Source organism: Frankia sp. R43 (assembly GCF_001306465.1).
GTDB classification, from domain to species: Bacteria; Actinomycetota; Actinomycetes; order Frankiales; family Frankiaceae; genus Parafrankia; species Parafrankia irregularis.
On record NZ_LFCW01000001.1, the window covers coordinates 234,059 to 253,670 of the forward strand.

The following is a 19,612-nucleotide window of genomic DNA, read 5'->3' on the forward strand; positions in this document are numbered from 1 at the left end:
CCGCACCACGCTCCTGGCGTCCTTTCGGGGCACAGGACCTGCGAGAACAGCGTGCGAGCGGTCAGTCGGCGGGGTAGGCGGAACGGCCCTGGCGGAGAAGGTCGGCTAGTGAGGTCGCCGGATGGCCGGTCAGCTCTGGCACGTCCGAGGTGACGGTGGCGAGTTCACCCGCGGCGATGGCCGTGTACGTCGACACCCAGGCGTCGACCTGCCACCTGGGTGCCCCGTAGCTGGCGCGGGAGGCGTACGCCTCGCCGACTGTCTCGGGACGGTAGACGATCCGCCGACCGGCTGCTTCAGAGATGACAGCGGCCACTTCATCAAGGGTGAGTGCCTCCGGGCCGGTCAGTGAAAAGGTCCGGTCGGCGTGTGGGAGCGGGTTGAGCAGGATCGCCGCGGCGGCGTCGGCGATGTCGTCCTGGGCAACGGGGGCCACCTTCCCGTTCCCCGCCGGGCCCCGTATGACGTCGTCCGAGCCGACCAGCGCGGTCATGAAATCGGCGTAGAGGTTGTCGCGCAGGAAGGTGAACCTCATGCCTTTGCCCGCGTCGCGGATGTACTGCTCGGTGGCGGCGTGGTCACGCCCCAACGTGAACGTGCAGGTCGGCGTCGCGCCGTAGAACGAGACGTACACCAGGTGCTCAACGCCGGCGGCGGCCGCCGCGTCGACGAACGTCTGATGCTGCCGGAACCGGTCCGAGGTCTCCGCGGCGGACACCATCAGCAGCGTCGTGACCCCGGCCAGCGCGGCGCGTGCGATGTCCGGCTCGTCGAACGACGCCCGGGCGACAGAGGCCGCGGGCAGACTTGGTGCGCGCGCCGGATCCCGGACCACCAGGCGCTGCGCGACACCTGCCGCGGCCAGCCGGCGCGCGACGCGACCGCCCAGCCGCCCGGACGCGCCGGTCACGGCGATCAGGCCCACGCCGGCTGTGCCTTCGGCGTCGGTTGGCAGCTCTGCACCGACCCAGCCAAGCACTGTGCGACGAGGTCCGCATGGAGGTCGGATGAATTCCGGGCGATGGTGGCTCCCGCTCGGGTGCTTAGGTGGTCATCGCCTGGGTACGGGGCGACCTTCTCGCCACGCGCCCCATCCACGCCCGATTTCCGACTTCGCCGCTCCGCACCGATGATTCGCGCCCCCAGCAGGGGTCTGACAGATGAGGCGAGGAAGGTGTGGACAACATGGCGGAGATGAGCGAGATGACCGGGATGGACGAGCGGGTGCCGGGACGGCGGCGGACGTTCGCGCTGATCCCCGGGGCCGGTGGTGCGGGGATCTACTGGCACCGGGTCGTGCCGTTGCTGCGCGCGGCGGGCCATGAGGTGGTCGCCGTCGATCTGCCCGGGGGCGACCCGGGCGCCGCTCTGCCGGAGTACGCCGCCGTCGTCGAGGCGGCGATCGGCGCGACGGTAGAAGGGCGACCTGACGTGGTGCTGGTCGCGCAGTCGCTCGGCGGGTTCACCGCGCCGCTGGTCGCCGAGCTGGTTCCGGTGCGCGCGATCGTGTTCGTGAACGCGATGATCCCCGTTCCCGGCGAGACCCCGGGCGCCTGGTGGGACAGCACCGGGCAGGCCCAAGCCCTCGCCACCGCAGCCGAGCGCGGCGGCTACAGCCCCGAGTTCGACCTCGAGACGTACTTCCTGCACGACCTGTCCGCTGACGACGCGGCAGCGATCTCGGCGGATCCTCGCCCCGAGGATGACGTCGTGTTCGGTTCCGTCTGCGAATTCGGCGGATGGCCACCGGTCCTGATCCGCGTGGTCGCCGGCGCCGACGACCGGTTCTTCCCGGTGGAGTTCCAACGCCAGGTGGCGCGGGACCGGCTGGGCATCGATGCCGACGTCCTGCCAGGCGGCCATCTGCTCGCCCTGTCACAGCCAGAGGCGCTCGCGCACTATCTGCAGGAGATTTGATCATCGGGCAGCGAGTCGCGACCGACTGGGGTCGAGGCGTTCGAGCTGGACTGACGTCGTGGTCACGCTGGACCTTCAGAGCGCGGCGACGAACTCCTCGACCGACAACCCGGTGTCACGGATGATCCGACGCAATGTCCCGGCGGCGACGTCGCGACCTGGGTGAACGGGCACAACCGTGAAACGCCCGTCTGCCGCGCTCCGCATCATGTGGTGGCTTCCCCTGACGCGGATCACCTCGAAGCCGAGCTTCTCCAGAGTCTTGACCACATCCCCGCCTGGTAGCACGGGAAGAGGTGGCATCAGGCGACGTCCTGCACGATCGTCAGGACCGGTGGAACACCGAGCTCCTCGATGACCAGGCTGACCGCCTCGTAGAGATCAGCGACCGCCTCCTCGGGAGAAGCACCGAGCCCGTGCGCACCACCGCTGGGGAACGACGCGTGCGCGGCCCAGGTGCCGTCCTCCTCCTGCTCCAGCTCATAAGGGATCTGGACCATCCGCTTCATGGCGCTCACTGTACGCCGTAGGCCACAGGGCTCGCAGTAGTCACGATCACGTCCCAGATCCACGACTGGGGGTGTTCGCCTCGGGGATCAGGCTGGACTAGACCAGTAGGCCGGCCCAGCTGTCGACTAGTTCGTCGAGCATCTGGTCGCGGGTGATCTTCCAGTCGGCGTCGCCCCAGTTCTGGGCGACATAGTCGAGCTGGGCCATGGCCAGGACCCCTTTGAAGTGACGCCGGTGCGGTGCGAAGCGACCGGCCTGCGCAAGGCCGTCGGCGACGTCACTGATGGCCTCCTCCATCCACTTCTCCACCAGGTGGGCGAGCTCGGGTTCGATCACCGCGGCGTCGCGGCCGATGCGGATGATCGGCCGGATGTCGGGCCAGGACTGCGCGGTGCGCCGGACCCAGGCGTCGATTGCCTCGCGGGTGCCGGCGGCGACGGTCGCCACCAGGTCGTGGGCGGTCGAGCCGTGCTCGGAGGACCGTTCCCGCGCCAGCGCCTCGTTGAGCTGCTCGTCGATGAGCGCCTTCATCAGCGCTCCCCGGGACGGGAAGTAGGCGTAGAAGGTCACCCGGGTCGTGCCGGCCGCGTTCGCGATGTCGTCGACGGTCGTCGCGGCGTAGCCCTTCGCCTGGAACTGCTCGAGGCCGGCACCCAGGAGCAGCTGACGGGTCAGGCGCTTCTGTGCTTCCCGGAGCTTGGCCATGACCGAAGCCTAGCGTGGTCGTTCGTTATCCGGCCGTCGACACCGTTTTTTATACATCACGAACAAAAACTTGATCCACCATAAATCTGGCGCGAGCATCCCTACCCGCAGGCGACAACGGGCACAGTGATCACCATTGCAACGGAGCACTGACGAGTGCCCCAATGCGGGCGCAGGCGCCGACACAGGCGCCGACACAGGCGCCGACACAGGCGCCGACCCGCTTCGTCCTCACCCTGATCGCCGGCTGTCTCGGAGTGCTCGTCGCCCAGGTGGCGTACCCCCTCCCCGCGTTGATCCTCGACATCCCGAACTTCGGGCTGCCGTTGCTACCGAGCAGGACGTGAACAGCCACGCCGCCGATCAGGCCACGACACCCGGGCGCGACAAACCAGAGGTGAACCCCATGGAAAACTGTGGCGTCACCGCCGGAGGCCGACCGGACGCCTCAACCTTCATGCTTGCCGTTCGACCTGGTCAGTGCTTTCAAAAGCCGGCTCTCAGTGGCCGGCCTCAGCCACTGGCAGCTCGCGGGCACGGATCCACTGCCCGTAGGCCCACGACACACGGTGGGCTCGGCTATTCTTATCCGCGCACATCGGGGAACGAAATCACCCGAAATCAGATGTACCGCGCTGGCTCCGTGGCGCCGGGGAACACGACAGGACCGTCAAGGAGGTCTCCGCGTGATCTCCCGACGACCCGCGCACCCGGCTCCTCACGGCGACGACGAACGACGACCAGTCATCGAACAGCGAGATCATCTACCCGGTGCACCGGGCTCTAAATCGGTGGTCCGCCTGACCGCGAACCACCGCAGGCTGCCCCGCTCCGCGGGAACCCGGATTCCTCCCCTGCCTGCGAGCCAGGGTCTCCTCCGGGATTCCCGATGAAACTCACGGCCGCGGATCATTCGACTCCGCACGGGCAGAACCCGTCAGCTGAACAGGCCGACACGGATCGGCCGTCGTCGCCAGACAGTCACAGGCCGCCAGACGGTCACGGCCGGTCGGATGAGATCGACCCGATCGACTCGTCGGACGAGATCATTCCGCCGGAGGAGGTCATCCCGCCGGACAGTGGGACACCACCCGGCGAGGGCGTGCCCGGCGGCCAGCGGTCGGCGGCGCGGCGGCGACCACCGGGGCGGCCGGCCCTGCTGCGGTGGTGGCCGAACTGGCCAAGGCGGCGCTGGTTGACCCACGTGCTGGTGGCAATCGCGTACGGGGCCGTCGCCGGACTGCTCTTCCTCGTGTCCTCCGAATCGGTGCAGAGTATTGCCGGCCGCACCCAGTCACCCGGCGCGCGTGCCGTCGGGCAGGAGGAGACGAACCCGGGCGCCGGCGCCCTTCCCACGGCCGGGATGACGGGCCCCACCAGCACCTGGCTGACATCGACGCCAGCACCCGGCGAGACAGCCGCGACAGATGAGCCCGACGCCGGCGCGCAGGCGCTGCCCGAGAACGACCAGGCGGAGACGGGGCGCCCGAGCCCATCGCCTTCCCGGCCCACCAGGCCGACGACCGCGCCCGCCCAGACCAAGCCGGCCCAGGTATCGCCAGCGCCCGCCCCTCAGAGCGCACCCGCCGCCGCGGCCGCGCCCGTCACCCAGGTCCCACCCGCAACGCAGCAGGCGCAGGCAGCTGGCGGCCCGACCACCCTCGTGAACTACGTGACGGGCGAATGCCTCGACAGCAACGAGGACGGCCACCTCTACTCGCTCGAATGCAACGGCGGTCCCTACCAGCTGTGGACGGCCTCCGGCTCCGGCGCCGTGGCGCTCACCGATTCCGCGACGGGCCTCTGCCTGGACAGCGACGGATCGGGATCGGCCTACACGAGGACCTGCAACAACGGCTCAACCCAGCAGTGGCAGGTGGCATACCAGTCAGGCACGCGGACGTTCGTCAACGTCGCGAGCGGCAAGTGCCTGGACACCGACTCCAGCACCACCTACATCTTCACGGGGACCTGTAGCGGTTCCGGTGGGCCCACCCAGCGGTGGCGGTGAGACCGAGCGGGTCGCGGTGAACCAGGTCGGGGGCGGCAGCCGTTACACGGGTTGACCGTCGGCTCGACGAGCCGACCGGACCCGGAAGGCTCGCCTGTGACGGACAGGCTGACGAACAGCACCGCGCACGGTGCGGCGGCGCCACCACCGCCACCGCCGGGCGCGCCGCCACGGATCACCACCGACGCTCGGGCGCAGCCACCTCCCCCAGAGGATTTCCACCTCCAAGGGACTGCCCATGCCGGGCGCACAGCGTTGAGGATTTTGGTCGCCAGAACACCCGAGATTCTCAACGCCCGCTCACTACTCACTCCTCAGTCCTCACTCGTGCTCGGCCGCGGCCGGGGCCGGGGCCGGGGAGCCGGCGTACTCACGGGCTCCGAGCTGTTTCGGCCATGGTCACTGGCGTCCGGTCACCCGGCCGTCCGGACCCGCTCCCGGCACATCAGCAAACTGACAGAGGTGCCAGAAAAATGAATCGTCACCATCCGGTGGATGAATTGCGGGTCTCCGGTAATCGGTCATCGCGGGCGAATCGCCGCCACGGACAGTCCGCGCGTCCGACATCGCCGGCCCGGCACCGCGCCAGGACGGCCGGCGAGACCTGAACGGCCCCTGCGACCAGTGGTTTCAGGGTTCGTCGGCGGCGTCCACGGCTCCCTGGGCGGACGAAATCCGACCCCCGCGGGACCCGGCGAGGTGCGCGGGATCGGCAGCTAAAGGGCTCTTCGTTGCTCTTCCACTATCCACCCCCAAAAGCCTTGCAAAACCGACAAGAAAATGGATGTCAAGAGACCCGAAGAAAGAGGTACACGTGGCCCTTTAGTCGCGCAAACAGAACAGTCATGGGCCCGTCGAATGCTGACCAGTGCTGTCAGAAATCCGGAAGGTCGACCACACGTTCAACCCAACAGAGCCCACAGAGCCCACAGAGCCCACAGAGCCCACAGAGCCCGAAATTTACCCTTGACAATTGACAAGAACTGAGGATTTCGGTTGTTTCGGCAGCCAACATTCCCACCTCTTGCTCGGCAGTAGCGAAAGTCCGAGGCCCGGGATTCCGCGACGGGCTTTCTGGAGCCCGCATTCGGATGGCCGCACCCTGGGCCGCGCTGACCACTGGTGGCTCGGCCGAGACACCCACCGAGGCGCGGGTCGTCGAGACGTCGAAGCGGTGGGCACCGCAAGGTCCGGTATCCGCCGCGCCGGCTGTTCCACCTTGGGAGGCGGCCGGCTGGCAGCCTGGGGACGAGACCACGAACAGCCCTGCCTCCGATCGGGCCGCCTCCGGACGCGACAAACCAGAGGTGAACGCCACGTGAAACTGTGGCGCCATGGCCGGCTATCACCGCCGGAGGCCGACCGGACGGCTCAGCCTTTATGTTCACCGTTCGCCCTGGTCAGCGCCTTCAGAAGGCGACTGTCACCGACTGACCTCAGCCGATGGCGGCTCGTGGGCACGGATCGCGTGCTGCCCGCGGGCCCGCGACACACTGTGGGCTCGGCTATCCTTCTCCGCGCACATCGGGAACGAAATCGCTCGAAATCAGATGTACCGCGCCGATCTCGCGGCACCGCGGAACATTCATGCCCGGTGGCGGCCAGGGAAAGGGCCCAGACGCCATGAAACTCGAGGCCGCGGATCATTCGGCTCCGCACGGGCAGCACCCGTCAGCCGACCAGGCCGAGGCGGATCAGCCGTCCTCACCAGATGGTCACAGTCCACCAGACGGGCACAGTCCACTGGACGGTCGCAGCTCGTCGGACGAGATCATCCCGCCCGACGAGATTGTTCCGCCCGGCGAGATCATCCCGCCGGGCAGTGGGACACCGCCCGGCGAGGGCATACCCGGTGGCCAGCGGTCGGCGGCGCGGTGGCATCCACCGGAGCTGCGGGCCCTGTCGCGGTGGTGGCCGAACTGGCCGCGGCGGCGCTGGCTGACCCGCGTGCTGGCAGCGACCGCGTACGGCGCCGTCGCTGGACTGCTCTTCCTCGTGGCCTCCGAATCGGTGCAGGGCATGGTCGGCCACACCAGGCCGCCCGGCGCGCGTGCCGCCGGGCAGGAGGGGACGAACTCGGGGGCCTTCGCCGCCGGCCCTCCCACGGCCGGCATGACGGGCCCCGGCAGTGCCTGGATGACATCGCCGCCGGCACCCGGCCAGACAGCCGCGACAGACCCGACAGGCGAGCCCGGTGCCGACGGGCAGGCTCCGCCCGAGCTCGGCGGGGCGGTGTCGTCGGGCGGAACGGGGCCGGGGCGCGCGGGCTCGTCGCCCTCCCGGCCCACCACGCCGACGGCCGCGACCACCCAGGCCAAAGCGGGTCAGGTTTCCGCCGCACCCACCGCGCAGGCCGCACCCACCGCCGCGGCCGCACCCGTCACCCAGGCCGCGGCCGCCTCCACCGGGCAGGCGCAGGCGGCCGGCGGCCCGGGCACCCTGGTGAACTACGTGACGGGTGAATGCCTCGACAGCAACGGGGACGGCAAGATCTACACGATGGACTGCAACGGCGGTTCCTACCAGGTGTGGAGGACCTCCGGCTCCGGCACCGTGGTGCTCACCGATGCCGGGACGGGCCTCTGCCTGGACAGCGACGGAGCGGGATCGGCCTACACGAGGACCTGCAACAGCGGCTCGACCCAGCAGTGGCGGGTTTCAACACAGTCAGACGCGTCGAAGATGTTCGTCAACGTCGCGAGCGGCAGGTGCCTGTCCACCAACGCCACCTCCTACGTCTTCGCGGGGATCTGCATCTCCGGCGGTGGCGGGACCTACGAGCGGTGGTGGTGAAACCGAGCGGGTCGCGCTGAACCATGCCGGGGGCGGCAGCCGTGACATGGGTTGACCGTCGGCTCGACGCGCCGACCGGACCCGGAAGGCTCCCCCGTGACGGACAGGCTGACAAACAGCACCGCGGACGGTGCGACAGCGCCGTCACCGCCGGGCGCGCCGCCGCGGATCACCACCGTGCCGGCCGGGCTGTGGATCCGCTCTGCGCAGGACCCGCAGACCCAGCCGGATGACCCCGCGTTCACGACCGTTCCGCACGCACCGGACGTCCGGACGCTGATCGTCGGCGCGCCCGGCTGCCAGCCACCCGCGCTGCCGGACGTCAACCGTGCGTTCGACGACCTGTCCGCGCAGGCGACGGTGATCGTCTCGATGTACGGCTGCGAGCCGGGTGACGGTCCGGGCCTCGCCCAGCGGCTCGCCGTGGCCGCCGGCCGGCCTGTCGTCGCCGAGTACGGCCTGCTGATGCCCGGGCAGGACGGGGTGTCGCGGGTGCTCGCCACCGACACCGGCCGCCGGGAGTCGTGGGCGCCGTTCGCGCAGCGCGTCCTCCACCCGCCGGACGGGCCGCCGCGGCTCGTGCACTGGCACCCGCCGGTGGCCGGGATGGTGCCGCACGGCAGGGCGGGCTACCGCCTCGTCGGCCCCTGGTTCGTCCGGGTCGTACCGGCAGGCCTGGCGCTACGCCGGGTGGGGCTCACCCCGGACGCCGCCACCGACCTCGCGCCCTTCGACCCGGCCCGTCTCGATCTCGCCGTCGACGGCCCGGTGGCGGAGCTGACCGACAACGTGCTGACCGCGTTGAGCCGGTTCGCCGACGCGCTGCCCGCCGCGGCGCGGGTCCGGCTGCGGCTCGTCCTCTCCGCCGGCACCGACGACCTGGCGGCACGGCGCCTGCGCCTCGCCGTTCCCGCTCCCCAGCATGTCCGACGCGCCACTCCCGCCGCGGCATCATCCGCCGGCGCCGTCCCGCGCGAGTCGACCCAACCGACCCAACCGGCTCAGCCAACCCAGACGACCCAGCCAGCTCAGCCAACGCTGACGACCCAGCCAACGCAGACGACCCAGCCGGCTCAACCGGCTCGACCGGCTCAACCGGCCAGGCCGACCGGGAGGGCCAGCCCGGCCAGGCCTGCGAACGCCCGGCCGACGGGCGGGGCGCCACGCAGGCACGCGGTCGGCCGCGCCACGGCGCTGACGTTGGTTGTCACCCGATCAGGCCGGATGTGCTTCCAGACATCCGGGTGACGTCCTCCCCCGCGATCGCTTGGCGCGCCCCACACATGGCGGCATCATTGGCGCATGCTGTGCAAAAGCGGTTACGGAATGACAAATATTCCGTATCGGGAGGATGTCGGCGCACCTGCCCGCGGCGTCGGCCACGGCCCGGGCCACCGCGTCGGCCGCCGTCTCGGCCCCGGCGCCCTCGTGCCGTGCGGGTAGCGCTCGCCGAGGACGGCGCGCTGTTCCGTGAGGGGCTCCTCCTGCTGCTCGGCGCGGCCGGGCACCAGGTCGTCGGCAGCGTCGCGGACGGGGACGCGCTGATGGGGCTGCTGGGCACCGAGCCGGCTGATGTGGCGATCCTCGACATCCGCATGCCGCCGGGTACCGAGGGCGGACTGCGCGCGGCGGCACGCGTCCGGGCCGCGTACCCCGAGACGGGGCTGCTGCTGCTGTCGCACTACGCCGAGACGCACTACCTGATGCGGTGCCTGGAGATCGGCACCGAGCGGATCGGCTACCGGCTCAAGGAGCGGGTGGCCGGTACGCAGGTACTGTCGGACACCCTGGACCGGATCAACGCGGGTGAGCTCGTCATCGAGCCGTCGCTCGCCGGGCGGCTCGTCAACCGCCCCGCCGGGGTGTCCGGGCCGCTGGCGCTGCTGAGCCAACGGGAGCTGGAGGTTCTCCGCCTGATGGCCGAGGGGCGCTCGAACGCCGGGATCGCCGGCCTGCTGTCGCTGTCAGCCAAGGCGGTGGAGAAGCACATCGCCAGCATCTTCACGAAGCTGGACCTGCCCTTCGACGCGACGACCCACCACCGCCGGGTCCTGGCCGTTCTCACCTACCTCGGCGCGCGATGACGGACGTCCGGCGAGAGCCGGCCGGCTCGCCGCCCGCCCCGGCGGAGGTGCTCGCCCCGGCGGAGGTGCTCGCCCCGGCGGAGGTGCTCGCCCGGGAGGTTTCGCCGATGCCGGCCGAAGCCGGTCTGCGGCAGCGGGTCATGCCACTCCTGGAGAATCTCGGGAGGGCGGGCGAGGGCTGTTACGCGGCGTTGTGGGCCGCGGTCACCCAGGAAGAGGCCACCCCGGTGGATGGTGTGGCGTCCTGGGTTGTGCTGGGCTGGGCTCAGTCGCCGTCGTGGCTGCCCGCCGGAATGGAGCCGATGGCGGTGCGGGCGGGCGCGGCGGGGCATCTCGCCGCGCTGCGGAGCAGGCCTGGAGTACGTCTCCTGCTGCGGATCCCCGGCCCAGGGCGCGGCGACAGTGCTGGCGGTGGTGTCGGCGATAGCAGTGGCAGTGGCAGTGATGGTGGCGATGGCGATGGCGATGAGGGGCGGACGCCGGCCGCGGCCCTCGTGATCGGCGGGTGGCCGGGCCGGGCCGTGGTCATGCCGCCCGCCGACCTGCTCGACCAGACCCGGGACTGCCTGGCTCTGGTGCTGCGCGAGCACGAGCTCACCCTGGCCGCGAACGAGCATGCGGCACGGGCCCGGCGGTGCGCGGAGGAGCTGGCCCGGGTCGAGGCCGATCTCGCCGCCGTCCGTGACGCGGAACGGAACCGGTTGAGCGGCAGCCTGCTGATCGGTGTCAGCCGGCGGCTGGGCGAGGTCACGGATCGCTGGCAGGCGTGCGTGGCGGCTGTCCGCGACGAGCCGGCACGGGCCGGCGACGAGCTGCGGGAGTTGCGCTCCGCCGTCGACGACCTGCTGGAGGACTTCCGGACGGTCGTGCGGGCCGTCCATCCCGTCCTGCTGCGCAGGGCGGGGACCGCCGTCGCGCTGACCGAGCTGGCATCCAGGCTGCCGCGGCAGGTCCGGATCGATGGTGATCCGGGACGTCGGGTCGGGTGGGAGGTGGAATCCGGCGTCTACCACGCCTGCGCCGCGGCGCTGAACCTGCTGGGCGAGGCCGGGACCGGGCCGCTGTCGATGCGGTTCGTCCACGGTGACGGCCGGTTCGGCGTGCGGGTGGACGATCCGTCCCCAGGTGCCGTCGCCCGGGCCCGGGACAGCCTGCGCGACGATGCCCGGCGGCTGTCCGCCCTCGGCGGCGCTCTGCACTGCACGGTGGCGGCGGACGGATCCGGCCGGATCGACCTGTGGCTTCCGGAGCGGCTGGACGGCAGGCTGCCCGAGGCCAGGCTGCCCGGGCCTCAGAAGGGCACGACCCCGCAGATCCGCGTTCCGGCGCCCGGCGTCGACGTGACGGACAGCGAGCCGCCCACCGAGGCGAGCCTGTCGCGCGGCCCGCGCAGCCACACCGCCCCGGAGAGGTTCATTCCAGGCCCGTCGTCCTCGACGGTGAACGCCAGCCCCTGGTAGATGCTGTGCAGGCGGACCCGGACGGACGCGCCGGACGCGTGTTTCTGCGCGTTGCTGACGGCTTCCAGGCAGGCGAAGTAGACCGCGCTCTCCACCGGCGGCGGATAGCGGCGTGAACGCACGTCCCGCCCGGCCTCCAGTGCCATCCCGGGCGCCTCCCGCAGGGCCGCGGCCAGCGCGGGCTCCAGGCCGGCTGTGCGCAGCAGGGGCGGAGTGATCCCGGCGGCGGTCTCGACCAGCAGGGTGTGCCCGCGTTCCAGCCGCGCGCCCAGGTCGGCGAGGGCCTCGTGCAGGTCCGGGCCGGGCAGCTCGCCGGCTGCCAGCCGGTGCTCGACCACGGCGGCGGCCATCTGCAGCGAGACGAGGTGCAGTTGCGCACCGTCATGCAGGTCGCGTTCCAGCGCGTGGCGTTCGCTCTCCATGTCGGCGGCGGCGCGGGTCCGCGCGTCGGCGATCCGCGCGGTGGCCTGCCAGCACGTGTCCGCGGCGGCGCGGCGGCGCTCCTGCGCGGCGGCGGCGGCGAGGACGGCACCGAGGGCACCGGCGATGTCGCCGAGCGCCCGGTGCGTCCTGGCCGGGACCGGGTGCTCGGCGCGGGTGCTGACCAACAGGCCGCCGATCTCCTCGCCCCGGTACACGATCGCCCACGCCGCGGCCGGACCGCCATCGGGCCCACCGCCGAACGCGACGTCCGCGAACGCGACATCCCCGGATGCACCGCCGTCGAACGCGGAGCCGTCGAACACTCCGCCGGCTGCCGCACCTCCGCCTGGCGCACCTCCGCCTGGCCCACCTCCGCCTGGCCCACCTCCGCCTGGCGTGCCGCGCCCGGCGGGCCAGGTGTGGTCGACCGGGCGGCCGTCGACGAACATCCGCAGCCGCACCGCAGCGAGGTCGAGCCGCCGGCCGATCAGCTCCGCGAGCGGCGTGAGGTCGCCGCCGCGGGGCCCGGTCACGGGGAGCTCGACAGCCCGCCGCAGCACCTGCGCCACAAGCTCCGATCCGATCAACACGCCCGCACGCTACCCGGCCGTCTCGGCGACAGGCTCCCCGATCGGGTCCGTCGCGACGAAGCCGGTCTGGATCAGCCGATTGCCGCGGCGGCTGCACAGCAGCGCGCGGCCCGGGGGCAGCTCCCGTGGCCGGGCGCCACCGAGCAGCGGCCCCTCCGACCGGGGGCAGGACAGCGCGATGTCGGGGGTGTTGAGCTCCTGCATCCGGCGCAGCAGCGGGTCCATCGACATGCGCATGACCCCGGCCGCGGCGCGGGCGAGGATGACGTGCAGGCCCACGTCACCGCCCTGCGGCAGGAACCCGACCAGCGGGACCAGCGGGTTCTCGGGGCCGGTCAGCAGGTCGTAGTCGTCGACGAGGACGAACAGCAGCGGCCCGGTCCACCAGTCCCGGCGGCGCAGCTGCTCGGGTGAGACGTCCGGGCCGGGCAGGCGGGGGGTGAGGCCCGCGACGGCATCGCGGACGGTGTTCTTCGTGCTGTCCGGTGAGACGGAGTAGCCGAGCCGGTAGGCGTCCGGGATGTCGTCGAAGAGGCGGCGCCGGTAGTCGACCGCCATGATGCGGGCCTGCTGCGGGGTGAACCGGCTGGTGATGGCGCGTGCCATCAGCCGCAGCAGGTTGGTCTTCCCGCTCTCGTTGTCGCCCAGCAGGGTCAGGTGCGGGAGCTGGCCGAAGTCGTGCCAGACGGGTTCGAGACGGCTCTCCTCCAGGCCGAGGGCGACCCGCAGATGCCCCCTTCCCTCGCTTTCCGGCTCGGGCAGCGACTCCGCTGGCAGGACGGCGGGCAGCGTACGGACGGGCCGCACCTTCGGCCCAGTCCAGGCGTCCACCACCGAGGCGACCAGATGGCGGGTGCCGTGGGCGAGATCAGCGACGGACCCGGCGCCGTCGATGCGCGGCAGGGCGGCGATGAAGTGCAGCTCGGCGTCGGTGAGGCCGCGCCCGGGCAGTTTGGGCACCGAGGCGGCGGCCCGCAGGTTGATGCCGGACTCGACCGGGTCGCCCAGGCGCAGCTCCAGCCGCGATCCGATCTTGTCCCGCATCGAATGGTGGACCTCGGACCAGCGACTCGCCGTGAGCACCAGGTGCAGCCCGTAGTTCAGGCCTCGCGCGGCAACGTCGCGGACCTGCTCCTCCACCGCCTCGAACTCCTGGCGCAGGGTGGCCCAGCCGTCGACGACGAGAAACACGTCACCGAACTCCTCCTCCGGTACCTTCCCGGCCGCGACGGCCTCGCGGTAGGCGGCCATCCCGGAGATCCCGAGCCGGGCGAAGCGCCGCTCGCGGTCCGCGAGCAGGGCGACGACCTCGGCGACGGTCCGGCCCACCCGGTCCGGGTCGTGCCGGCCGGTGACCCCGCCGACGTGCGGCAGGTCGGCGAGCGCGGCCAGGGCGCCGCCACCGAAGTCCAGGCAGTAGAACTGCACCTCGCGCGGCGAATGGGTGAGAGCAAGCCCCGCGACGAGGGTGCGCAGCAGCGTGCTCTTGCCGCTCTGCGGGCCGCCGGCGATGCCCAGATGCCCGCCGACACCGCCGAAGTCCAGCACCAGCAGGTCCCGGACCTGCTCGAACGGCTTGTCGATCACGCCGACGGGGACGGTCAGCCGGTCCGTGGCGTCGGCGTCCACCGGACGCAGCCCGTGGTCGAGGTCCGGCAGCAGGGGCGGCAGGACCTGATCGAGCGAGGGCGACTGCTCCAGCGGCGGGAGCCACACCCGGTGCGCGGGCGGTCCCTGGCCGACGAGCCGGTCGACCAGCGCCTTCAGGACCGTGTCGGCGGTGGTCGCCGCCCCTGCCCCGCCGTCCGACCCGTCCGACCCGTCAGTCCCGGCGGAACCGGTCGAGGTCGATCCGGTTGAACCGGTCGAACCGGTCGAACCGGTCGGCGGATCCGACTCGGCCGCACGGGAGGCGACCGGAACGTGCGTGGTGCCGTAGGGGACGACCTGGCTCTCGATCACGTCCGGGCGCACCCGCGCGGAGCGGGACCGATACGGCCCGGAGACGTAGGCCGCGCGGAACCGGGTGATCGTCGCGACGTCGGAGCGCAGGTAGCCGTTGCCCGGGGCGGCGGGCAGCTCGTACGCGTCCGGTACGCCGATCACCGACCGTGACTCCATCGCGGAGAACGTCCGCAGGCCGATCCGGTACGACAGGTGCCCCTCGAGCTGGTGGATGCGGCCGTCGTCCAGCCGCTGCGAGGCCAGCAACAGATGCACGGCGAGCGAACGCCCCAGCCGGCCGATCATGACGAACAGCTCGATGAAGTCGGTGTGCGCGGCGATCAGCTCGCTGAACTCGTCGACGACCACGAACAGGGTGGGCAGCGGGTCGAGGGCCGCGCCCTGCATGCGAGCGGCCTCGTAGTCACGCACGGAGCTGAAGTTGCCGGCCCGGCGCAGCAGCTCCTGGCGGCGCACCAGCTCGCCGCGCAGCGCGTCGCGCATCCGGTCGACCAGCGACGCCTCGTCGGCGAGGTTGGTGATGGTCGCCGACACGTGCGGCAGCCGGTCGAGACCGGCGAAGGTCGCCCCGCCCTTGAAGTCGACCAGGACGAAGTTGAGCGTCTCCGAGGAGTGGGTGGCCGCCAGGGCCAGCACCAGGGTGCGCAGCAGCTCGCTCTTGCCCGAGCCGGTGGCGCCGATCAGCATGCCGTGCGGGCCCATACCGTCCTCGGCGGACTCCTTGATGTCGAGCACGATCGGCGACCCGTCGGCGGCGAGGCCGATCGGCACCCGCAGGCGCTCGGCACCACGGCGGGCGGGCCAGACCGCGCGGGGCTGATAGGTCTCCAGGTCGGTGATGCCGAGCAGATCGGGCAGGTCCTGGCTGGTGGTCAGACCGTCGGAGACCGGTTCCGCGCTGGCGCCGGCGCTGTGCCGGGCCATCAGCCGCGCCAGCGTCGTCGCCCGCACGCGCGACAGCGTGTCGGGTGTCGCGAGCCGGGAACGCACCTCCCTCCCGACCCGGTCGGTCTGCACCATCTCGATGTCGCCGGGGGCGATGTCCAGGCACAGCACCTGCTGGCCGCTGCCGGCCGGGTGGGCGTCGAAGTCGAGCAGCACCGCGTTGCGGTAGCCGGAGACGAGGAAGCGGGCACCCGGGGAGATCCGGCCCCCGTCGACGATCACGACGACGAACGGCTCGGCGGTGGACGGGGCCGTCCCCGTCTCGAACCGCGCCCGCTCGCTGAAGGCGGAGCCCAGCAGCCGCTCGACCTCGTCGAGCGACTCCCCGAACAGCCGGACCGGCCCGGCGGCGTCCCGGTCGGTGACGTGCTGGGCATGCGGGAACCATTTCGCCCAGTCCCACTCGGCGCGCCCGTCGGTGTCGGTGCAGACCGCGATCCGCAGCTCGTCGGGGGCGTGGAAGGTGGCCAGGTGCGCGAGCAGCGCACGGGCCACGCCGAGGGCGGTCTCCCGGTCGCCGTCCAGCCGGACCCTGGCGAACCCGCGGACGTACAGGGCGACCGGCTGGGCGGGAATCGTCGTGTATGCGCGGGTGAAGCGGCGCAGCGCCTTGGCCGCGACGGGTTCGAGGTCCTCCACCGGGCTGGTCTGCAGCGGGGTGATGCGCACGGCGAGCCGCTGGCTGCCGGTGCCGACCCGAACCTCGCCGAAGTCGGGGTGCGCCGGGCGGCGTTCCCACAGCCGGCTGGTCATGGCCAGCGACCACAGCGACGCCGGGTCGGGGTGGCGCCAGGCCAGCGCCTCACGTTGCTGCTCGGCGTAGCCGCGGACCTGCCGGCGGGTGCGGGACAGGTAGCGCAGGTAGTCCCGCCGCTCCCCGCCGAGTTTGTGCTTGCGGTCGCCGGACTGCGTGAACATCTGGGTCACGCCCATGCCGGCCATGCCGGCGCCCATCATCGCCATCATGATCAGGCCGAGTGGGCCGTTCGTCCCGAAGCCGAAGAAGAAGAACATCATCCCGCAGGACATCAGCAGTGACGGCACGATCATCGCCAGGGTGCGCAGGCCCTGCCCCTGGGTCTCGGGGATGGTCGGCGGTTCCTGCAGGGTGATCTCGCCGTGCGGCAGATCCGGTCCGGAGCGGCGGGCCGGGCGGCGAAAGGCGACCGTGGACATATCCGCACCACGGCTGGCGGGCCCTCGGCGTTTCGACCGACACCAGACAGACCGCCGATGTGATGCGGGTCACTCCCGTGAACCCGATGGGCGGCGGACGCCGTGCCGAGGTCATGGGCCAGTCCAGCGTGGCGGAGGTATGCCGCCTGCTCGTCGTGGGGCCGACGAGCCAGGTCGAGCTGTCGGTGCCCTGCCATGTGCCGCTCGCCGACCTGATGCCCGCCCTGCTGCGCGGCCTCGGGCCGGATCTCGCCGACCGCGGCCTGGAGCACAGCGGCTGGGTGGCACAGCGCCTCGGCGAGCCGCCGCTGGACGAGGACGACAGTGTCGCCGAGCACGGCCTGCTCGACGGCGACACCGTGCACCTGCGGCCACGCTCGGAGCAGATCCCCCCGCTCGACTTCGACGACCTCATCGACGGAGTGTCCAGCGGTATCAAGGCCCGCTCCGGGCTGTGGCGCCCGCGCACGACCCGCCTCGCCTCCCTGCTGGCCCTCGCCGGCTGGCTGGTGGTCGCGCTGGCCGCCCTGCCCGCCAGTGGCTACCACTACCGCGCGCTGATCGCCGCGGAGGCCGTCGTGCTGCTCGGCGCGGTCACCGTGGCGACGTCCCGCCTCGTCGTCGACCGGTCCGTCGCCGCCCTCACCGGCGCCGCGATGGTCGGTTTCGTCATCGAGGCGGCGGCCCTCGGCGTGGCCGACGCGGGCGCGGGCGGGGACCCGGCGTCCACCGCCCGGCTCATGCTGATGACCGGCTCGGCCGCGGCCGTCGTCGGCGCCGGCCTCCTGCTGCTGCTCACCGCCGGCCACCCGTCGGCTCGCCCGCTCGCGCTGGCCGGGACAGCCGTCGCGTGCGGCGGCTTCGTCGGCTGCGGGCTGGGTACCCTCGCCGGACTCGACCGGACCCAGACGGCGGCGGTGATCGCGCTGCTGTGCGTCGGCGCCCGGCCGCTGGTGCCGGTGGCCGCCTTCACCTGCGCCGGGCTGGCGTTGCCGCCACTGCCCGTCGAGCCCGGTGAGCTGCAGGACGACATCGACCCGGAGCCCAGCGCGGAGGTGCTGGCGCGCGCCGCCGCCGCCGACGTCAACATGACCGCCCTGCACGCCGCGTGCGGGGTGCTGTCCGCCGCCGCGCTGGTCACCATGGCTCTCGACCACCACTGGATCCCCACCGCTCTCGTCGTTCTCGTCGGGCTGGCGCAGGCGCTGGCGTCGCGGCCGATGACGAGCACCTGGCATCGGGCGGCGCTGCTCCTCCCGGCGGTGGCCGGCCTGGTCGTGATCGTGCTGCCGATCGGCGCGCGTGCCGGCGACGGCTCGGAGCCCGGCTGGCTCGCGCCGGCGGTCTCCCTGGCGTTCGCCCTCGCCGCGGCCGGCTGCGCCCGCGTGCTGCCCCGCCGCCGGATGACGCCGATGTGGGGCCGGGCCGGGGACTTCGCCCACATCACGGCACTGGTCCTGGCTGTGCCGCTGGTCTCCTGGCTGCTCGGGCTGATCGGGCTCATCCGCTCGGTGGTGGGCTGACATGCAGTCCCGCCGCGACCAGGTCGACGCCCAGCGGTACCTGCTGACCCGCCTGTCGGCGGCGCTGGTGCGCGCCGACCCCGACACCCTCGACCCGCTGGGGCGCCGCGACGTCCGCGGCCTGGTCGGCGGCACGGTGCTGGCCGCCCTGACCCTGGGCGTCGTCGCGATCTGGGCGCTGGTGTCCGGCTCCGGGTCGACCGAGTGGCGGAAACCGAACACGCTGATCATCGAGAAGGGCACCGGCAGCCGCTTCCTGCTCATCGACGGCGAGCTGCGTCCCGTGCCCAACATCGCCTCGGCCCGGCTGCTGACCGGAGCGGTCGTCAACCCGCAGGTGGTGCCGGCCTCCCGGCTGAAGCACACTCCCCGCGGAGCGCCCGTCGGCATCGCCTCGGCTCCCGACCTGCTGCCCGCCACCGCGGCGCTGAACAGCGGGGTCTGGCGGATCTGCGCGAGCGGAGAGCCCGACATCGCCGCCATCCTCGACATCGGGGTGAGCCCAGCGAGCCAGCCGGACCGCCCCGGCGTCCGCGAAGGTGTGCTGGTCACCGCGGACAGCTCCGACGGCAGCGAGACCTACCTGCTCTGGCAGGGGCGGCGGCTGCGGCTGGCCCGGCCGTGGGTCGCCGACGTGCTCGGCTTCGGCGACGTCCGACCGACGCCCGTCGACCCACGCTGGCTGGAGGTGGTGCCGGCCGGCCCCGACCTCGCCCCGGTGCGCGTCGACCCCGGCGCCCCCGGCTGGCTGGTCGGGGGCGCACCGGCGAAGGTGGGGGACCTTTTCACCGCCGCGGTGACGGGCGGGGTGACGACGCACTACATCCTGCTGCCGGCCGGGCTGGCCCCGCTCACCCCCGTGCAGTTCGCGCTCACCCGTGCCGAGACCGGCGACACGCCCGCCCGCGAGCTGACCCCGGCCGACCTGGCGGCCGGGCCGCGGACCAGCATGCCCGCACCCTGGGACGGACTACCGGCCCTGCCGCCCGTCGTTCGCCACCTCGCGGCCGACCAGGCCGTCTGCGCCGAGTCGAGCGGAGAAGCGGAACCCGCCGCGCTGGCGGTCGTGACGGTGTCGATCCCGAGCGTGCCGGGCAGCGTCACGACGCGGGGAATCGCGGTGCGGGTCGCCCCGGGCCGCGGCGCGCTGCTCATGGAACAGCCCGTGCCGCCGGACGAGCTGCGGGTCGACGATCTGCGCGGCGTGCTCGTCGACGGCAGCGGCACGGCGTACCCACTGAGCGGGCGCGCGATGCAGGCCCTCGGCTACGACGCCCACCTGGCGGTGGCCAGCCCGTGGCCGCTGCTGACCCTGCTGCCCACGGGACCGCGGCTGACCACCCCGGCGGAGTCGGCCTCACCGACCGCGGCCTCCCCGCACCCGACCTCCCCGAACTCGGCTGCTCCGAACGCGGCTGCTCCGAACGCGGCCGCCCCGAGCACGGCACTCCTGAACGCGGCACCGCCACCCGGCGGTCCGTCCACATCCTGAACCGAACGGAAAGGCGGC

The 19,612-nt window shown here is 72.4% G+C and carries 14 protein-coding genes; 8 read left to right on the forward strand and 6 right to left on the reverse strand.

The window, feature by feature from the left end; genetic code table 11:
- Window positions 1–61 precede the first annotated feature (61 nt).
- Complete coding sequence (locus ACG83_RS00910) at window positions 62–925, reverse strand: SDR family oxidoreductase (RefSeq protein ID WP_235497490.1); 864 nt, start codon at window positions 923–925, stop codon at window positions 62–64.
- A gap of 269 nt (window positions 926–1,194) precedes the next feature.
- On the opposite strand from ACG83_RS00910, the gene ACG83_RS00915 reads away from it, so the two are divergent.
- Window positions 1,195–1,917: an alpha/beta fold hydrolase gene (locus tag ACG83_RS00915; RefSeq protein ID WP_054565323.1), complete on the forward strand. Its 723-nt coding sequence runs from the start codon at window positions 1,195–1,197 to the stop codon at window positions 1,915–1,917.
- A 75-nt stretch (window positions 1,918–1,992) separates the two neighbouring features.
- Here ACG83_RS00915 and ACG83_RS00920 read toward each other — a convergent pair whose 3' ends face one another.
- The 3 genes from ACG83_RS00920 to ACG83_RS00930 all read right to left on the reverse strand — a co-directional run bounded on the left by ACG83_RS00920 (window position 1,993) and on the right by ACG83_RS00930 (window position 3,132).
- Window positions 1,993–2,220 (reverse strand): type II toxin-antitoxin system HicA family toxin, encoded by a 228-nt coding sequence (locus ACG83_RS00920; RefSeq protein ID WP_054564258.1) that lies wholly within the window; start codon window positions 2,218–2,220, stop codon window positions 1,993–1,995.
- A complete protein-coding gene (locus ACG83_RS00925) occupies window positions 2,220–2,426 on the reverse strand; it encodes a type II toxin-antitoxin system HicB family antitoxin (RefSeq protein ID WP_054564259.1) in 207 nt (68 codons plus the stop codon). Before ACG83_RS00925 ends, ACG83_RS00920 begins: the two co-directional genes overlap by 1 nt.
- Window positions 2,427–2,523: 97 nt before the next feature.
- A complete protein-coding gene (locus ACG83_RS00930; RefSeq protein WP_054564260.1) occupies window positions 2,524–3,132 on the reverse strand; it encodes a TetR/AcrR family transcriptional regulator in 609 nt (202 codons plus the stop codon).
- A gap of 164 nt (window positions 3,133–3,296) precedes the next feature.
- Here ACG83_RS00930 and ACG83_RS00935 point away from each other — a divergent pair, with 164 nt between their 5' ends.
- From ACG83_RS00935 to ACG83_RS00960, 5 genes are all read left to right on the forward strand, one after another.
- Window positions 3,297–3,479, forward strand: coding sequence for a hypothetical protein (locus tag ACG83_RS00935; RefSeq protein ID WP_054564261.1), 183 nt, complete (start codon window positions 3,297–3,299; stop codon window positions 3,477–3,479).
- Window positions 3,480–4,021: 542 nt separating this feature from the next.
- Window positions 4,022–5,143 (forward strand): RICIN domain-containing protein, encoded by a 1,122-nt coding sequence (locus ACG83_RS41825; RefSeq protein WP_054564262.1) that lies wholly within the window; start codon window positions 4,022–4,024, stop codon window positions 5,141–5,143.
- A 1,623-nt stretch (window positions 5,144–6,766) separates the two neighbouring features.
- Complete coding sequence (locus tag ACG83_RS41830) at window positions 6,767–7,936, forward strand: ricin-type beta-trefoil lectin domain protein (protein ID WP_054564264.1); 1,170 nt, start codon at window positions 6,767–6,769, stop codon at window positions 7,934–7,936.
- Window positions 7,937–8,032: 96 nt separating this feature from the next.
- Window positions 8,033–9,184 (forward strand): hypothetical protein, encoded by a 1,152-nt coding sequence (locus ACG83_RS00955; RefSeq protein WP_054564265.1) that lies wholly within the window; start codon window positions 8,033–8,035, stop codon window positions 9,182–9,184.
- Window positions 9,185–9,369: 185 nt separating this feature from the next.
- Window positions 9,370–10,020 carry a response regulator transcription factor gene (locus tag ACG83_RS00960; RefSeq protein ID WP_054564266.1) on the forward strand — a complete coding sequence of 217 codons (651 nt, stop codon included), beginning with the start codon at window positions 9,370–9,372 and terminating at the stop codon, window positions 10,018–10,020.
- A 1,291-nt stretch (window positions 10,021–11,311) separates the two neighbouring features.
- Here ACG83_RS00960 and ACG83_RS47835 read toward each other — a convergent pair.
- Together ACG83_RS47835 and eccCa are read right to left on the reverse strand one after the other, a co-directional pair.
- On the reverse strand, window positions 11,312–12,493 hold the full coding sequence (locus ACG83_RS47835; RefSeq protein WP_054564268.1) for an ATP-binding protein: 1,182 nt from the start codon (window positions 12,491–12,493) through the stop codon (window positions 11,312–11,314).
- 9 nt (window positions 12,494–12,502) lie between these two features.
- Window positions 12,503–16,579: a type VII secretion protein EccCa gene (gene eccCa, locus ACG83_RS00975; protein WP_054564269.1), complete on the reverse strand. Its 4,077-nt coding sequence runs from the start codon at window positions 16,577–16,579 to the stop codon at window positions 12,503–12,505.
- Between the two features lie 62 nt (window positions 16,580–16,641).
- Between eccCa and eccD the strand changes: the two genes are divergently transcribed.
- Window positions 16,642–18,102 carry a type VII secretion integral membrane protein EccD gene (gene eccD / locus ACG83_RS00980; RefSeq protein ID WP_054564270.1) on the forward strand — a complete coding sequence of 487 codons (1,461 nt, stop codon included), beginning with the start codon at window positions 16,642–16,644 and terminating at the stop codon, window positions 18,100–18,102.
- A gap of 1 nt (window position 18,103) precedes the next feature.
- Window positions 18,104–19,594 (forward strand): type VII secretion protein EccB, encoded by a 1,491-nt coding sequence (gene eccB, locus ACG83_RS00985; RefSeq protein ID WP_083472950.1) that lies wholly within the window; start codon window positions 18,104–18,106, stop codon window positions 19,592–19,594.
- The last annotated feature ends 18 nt before the right edge of the window (window positions 19,595–19,612 follow it).

Bases quoted from the DNA above. Each gene is read 5' to 3' on its own strand.
- ACG83_RS00915 (WP_054565323.1), top strand. From the start codon at position 1,195: ATGAGCGAGATGACCGGGATGGACGAGCGGGTGCCGGGACGGCGGCGG.
- ACG83_RS00920 (WP_054564258.1), bottom strand. From the start codon at position 2,220: ATGCCACCTCTTCCCGTGCTACCAGGCGGGGATGTGGTCAAGACTCTG.
- ACG83_RS00925 (WP_054564259.1), bottom strand. From the start codon at position 2,426: ATGAAGCGGATGGTCCAGATCCCTTATGAGCTGGAGCAGGAGGAGGAC.
- ACG83_RS00930 (WP_054564260.1), bottom strand. From the start codon at position 3,132: ATGGCCAAGCTCCGGGAAGCACAGAAGCGCCTGACCCGTCAGCTGCTC.
- ACG83_RS00935 (WP_054564261.1), top strand. From the start codon at position 3,297: ATGCGGGCGCAGGCGCCGACACAGGCGCCGACACAGGCGCCGACACAG.
- ACG83_RS41825 (WP_054564262.1), top strand. From the start codon at position 4,022: ATGAAACTCACGGCCGCGGATCATTCGACTCCGCACGGGCAGAACCCG.
- ACG83_RS41830 (WP_054564264.1), top strand. From the start codon at position 6,767: ATGAAACTCGAGGCCGCGGATCATTCGGCTCCGCACGGGCAGCACCCG.
- eccCa (WP_054564269.1), bottom strand. From the start codon at position 16,579: ATGTCCACGGTCGCCTTTCGCCGCCCGGCCCGCCGCTCCGGACCGGAT.
- eccD (WP_054564270.1), top strand. From the start codon at position 16,642: ATGCGGGTCACTCCCGTGAACCCGATGGGCGGCGGACGCCGTGCCGAG.
- eccB (WP_083472950.1), top strand. From the start codon at position 18,104: ATGCAGTCCCGCCGCGACCAGGTCGACGCCCAGCGGTACCTGCTGACC.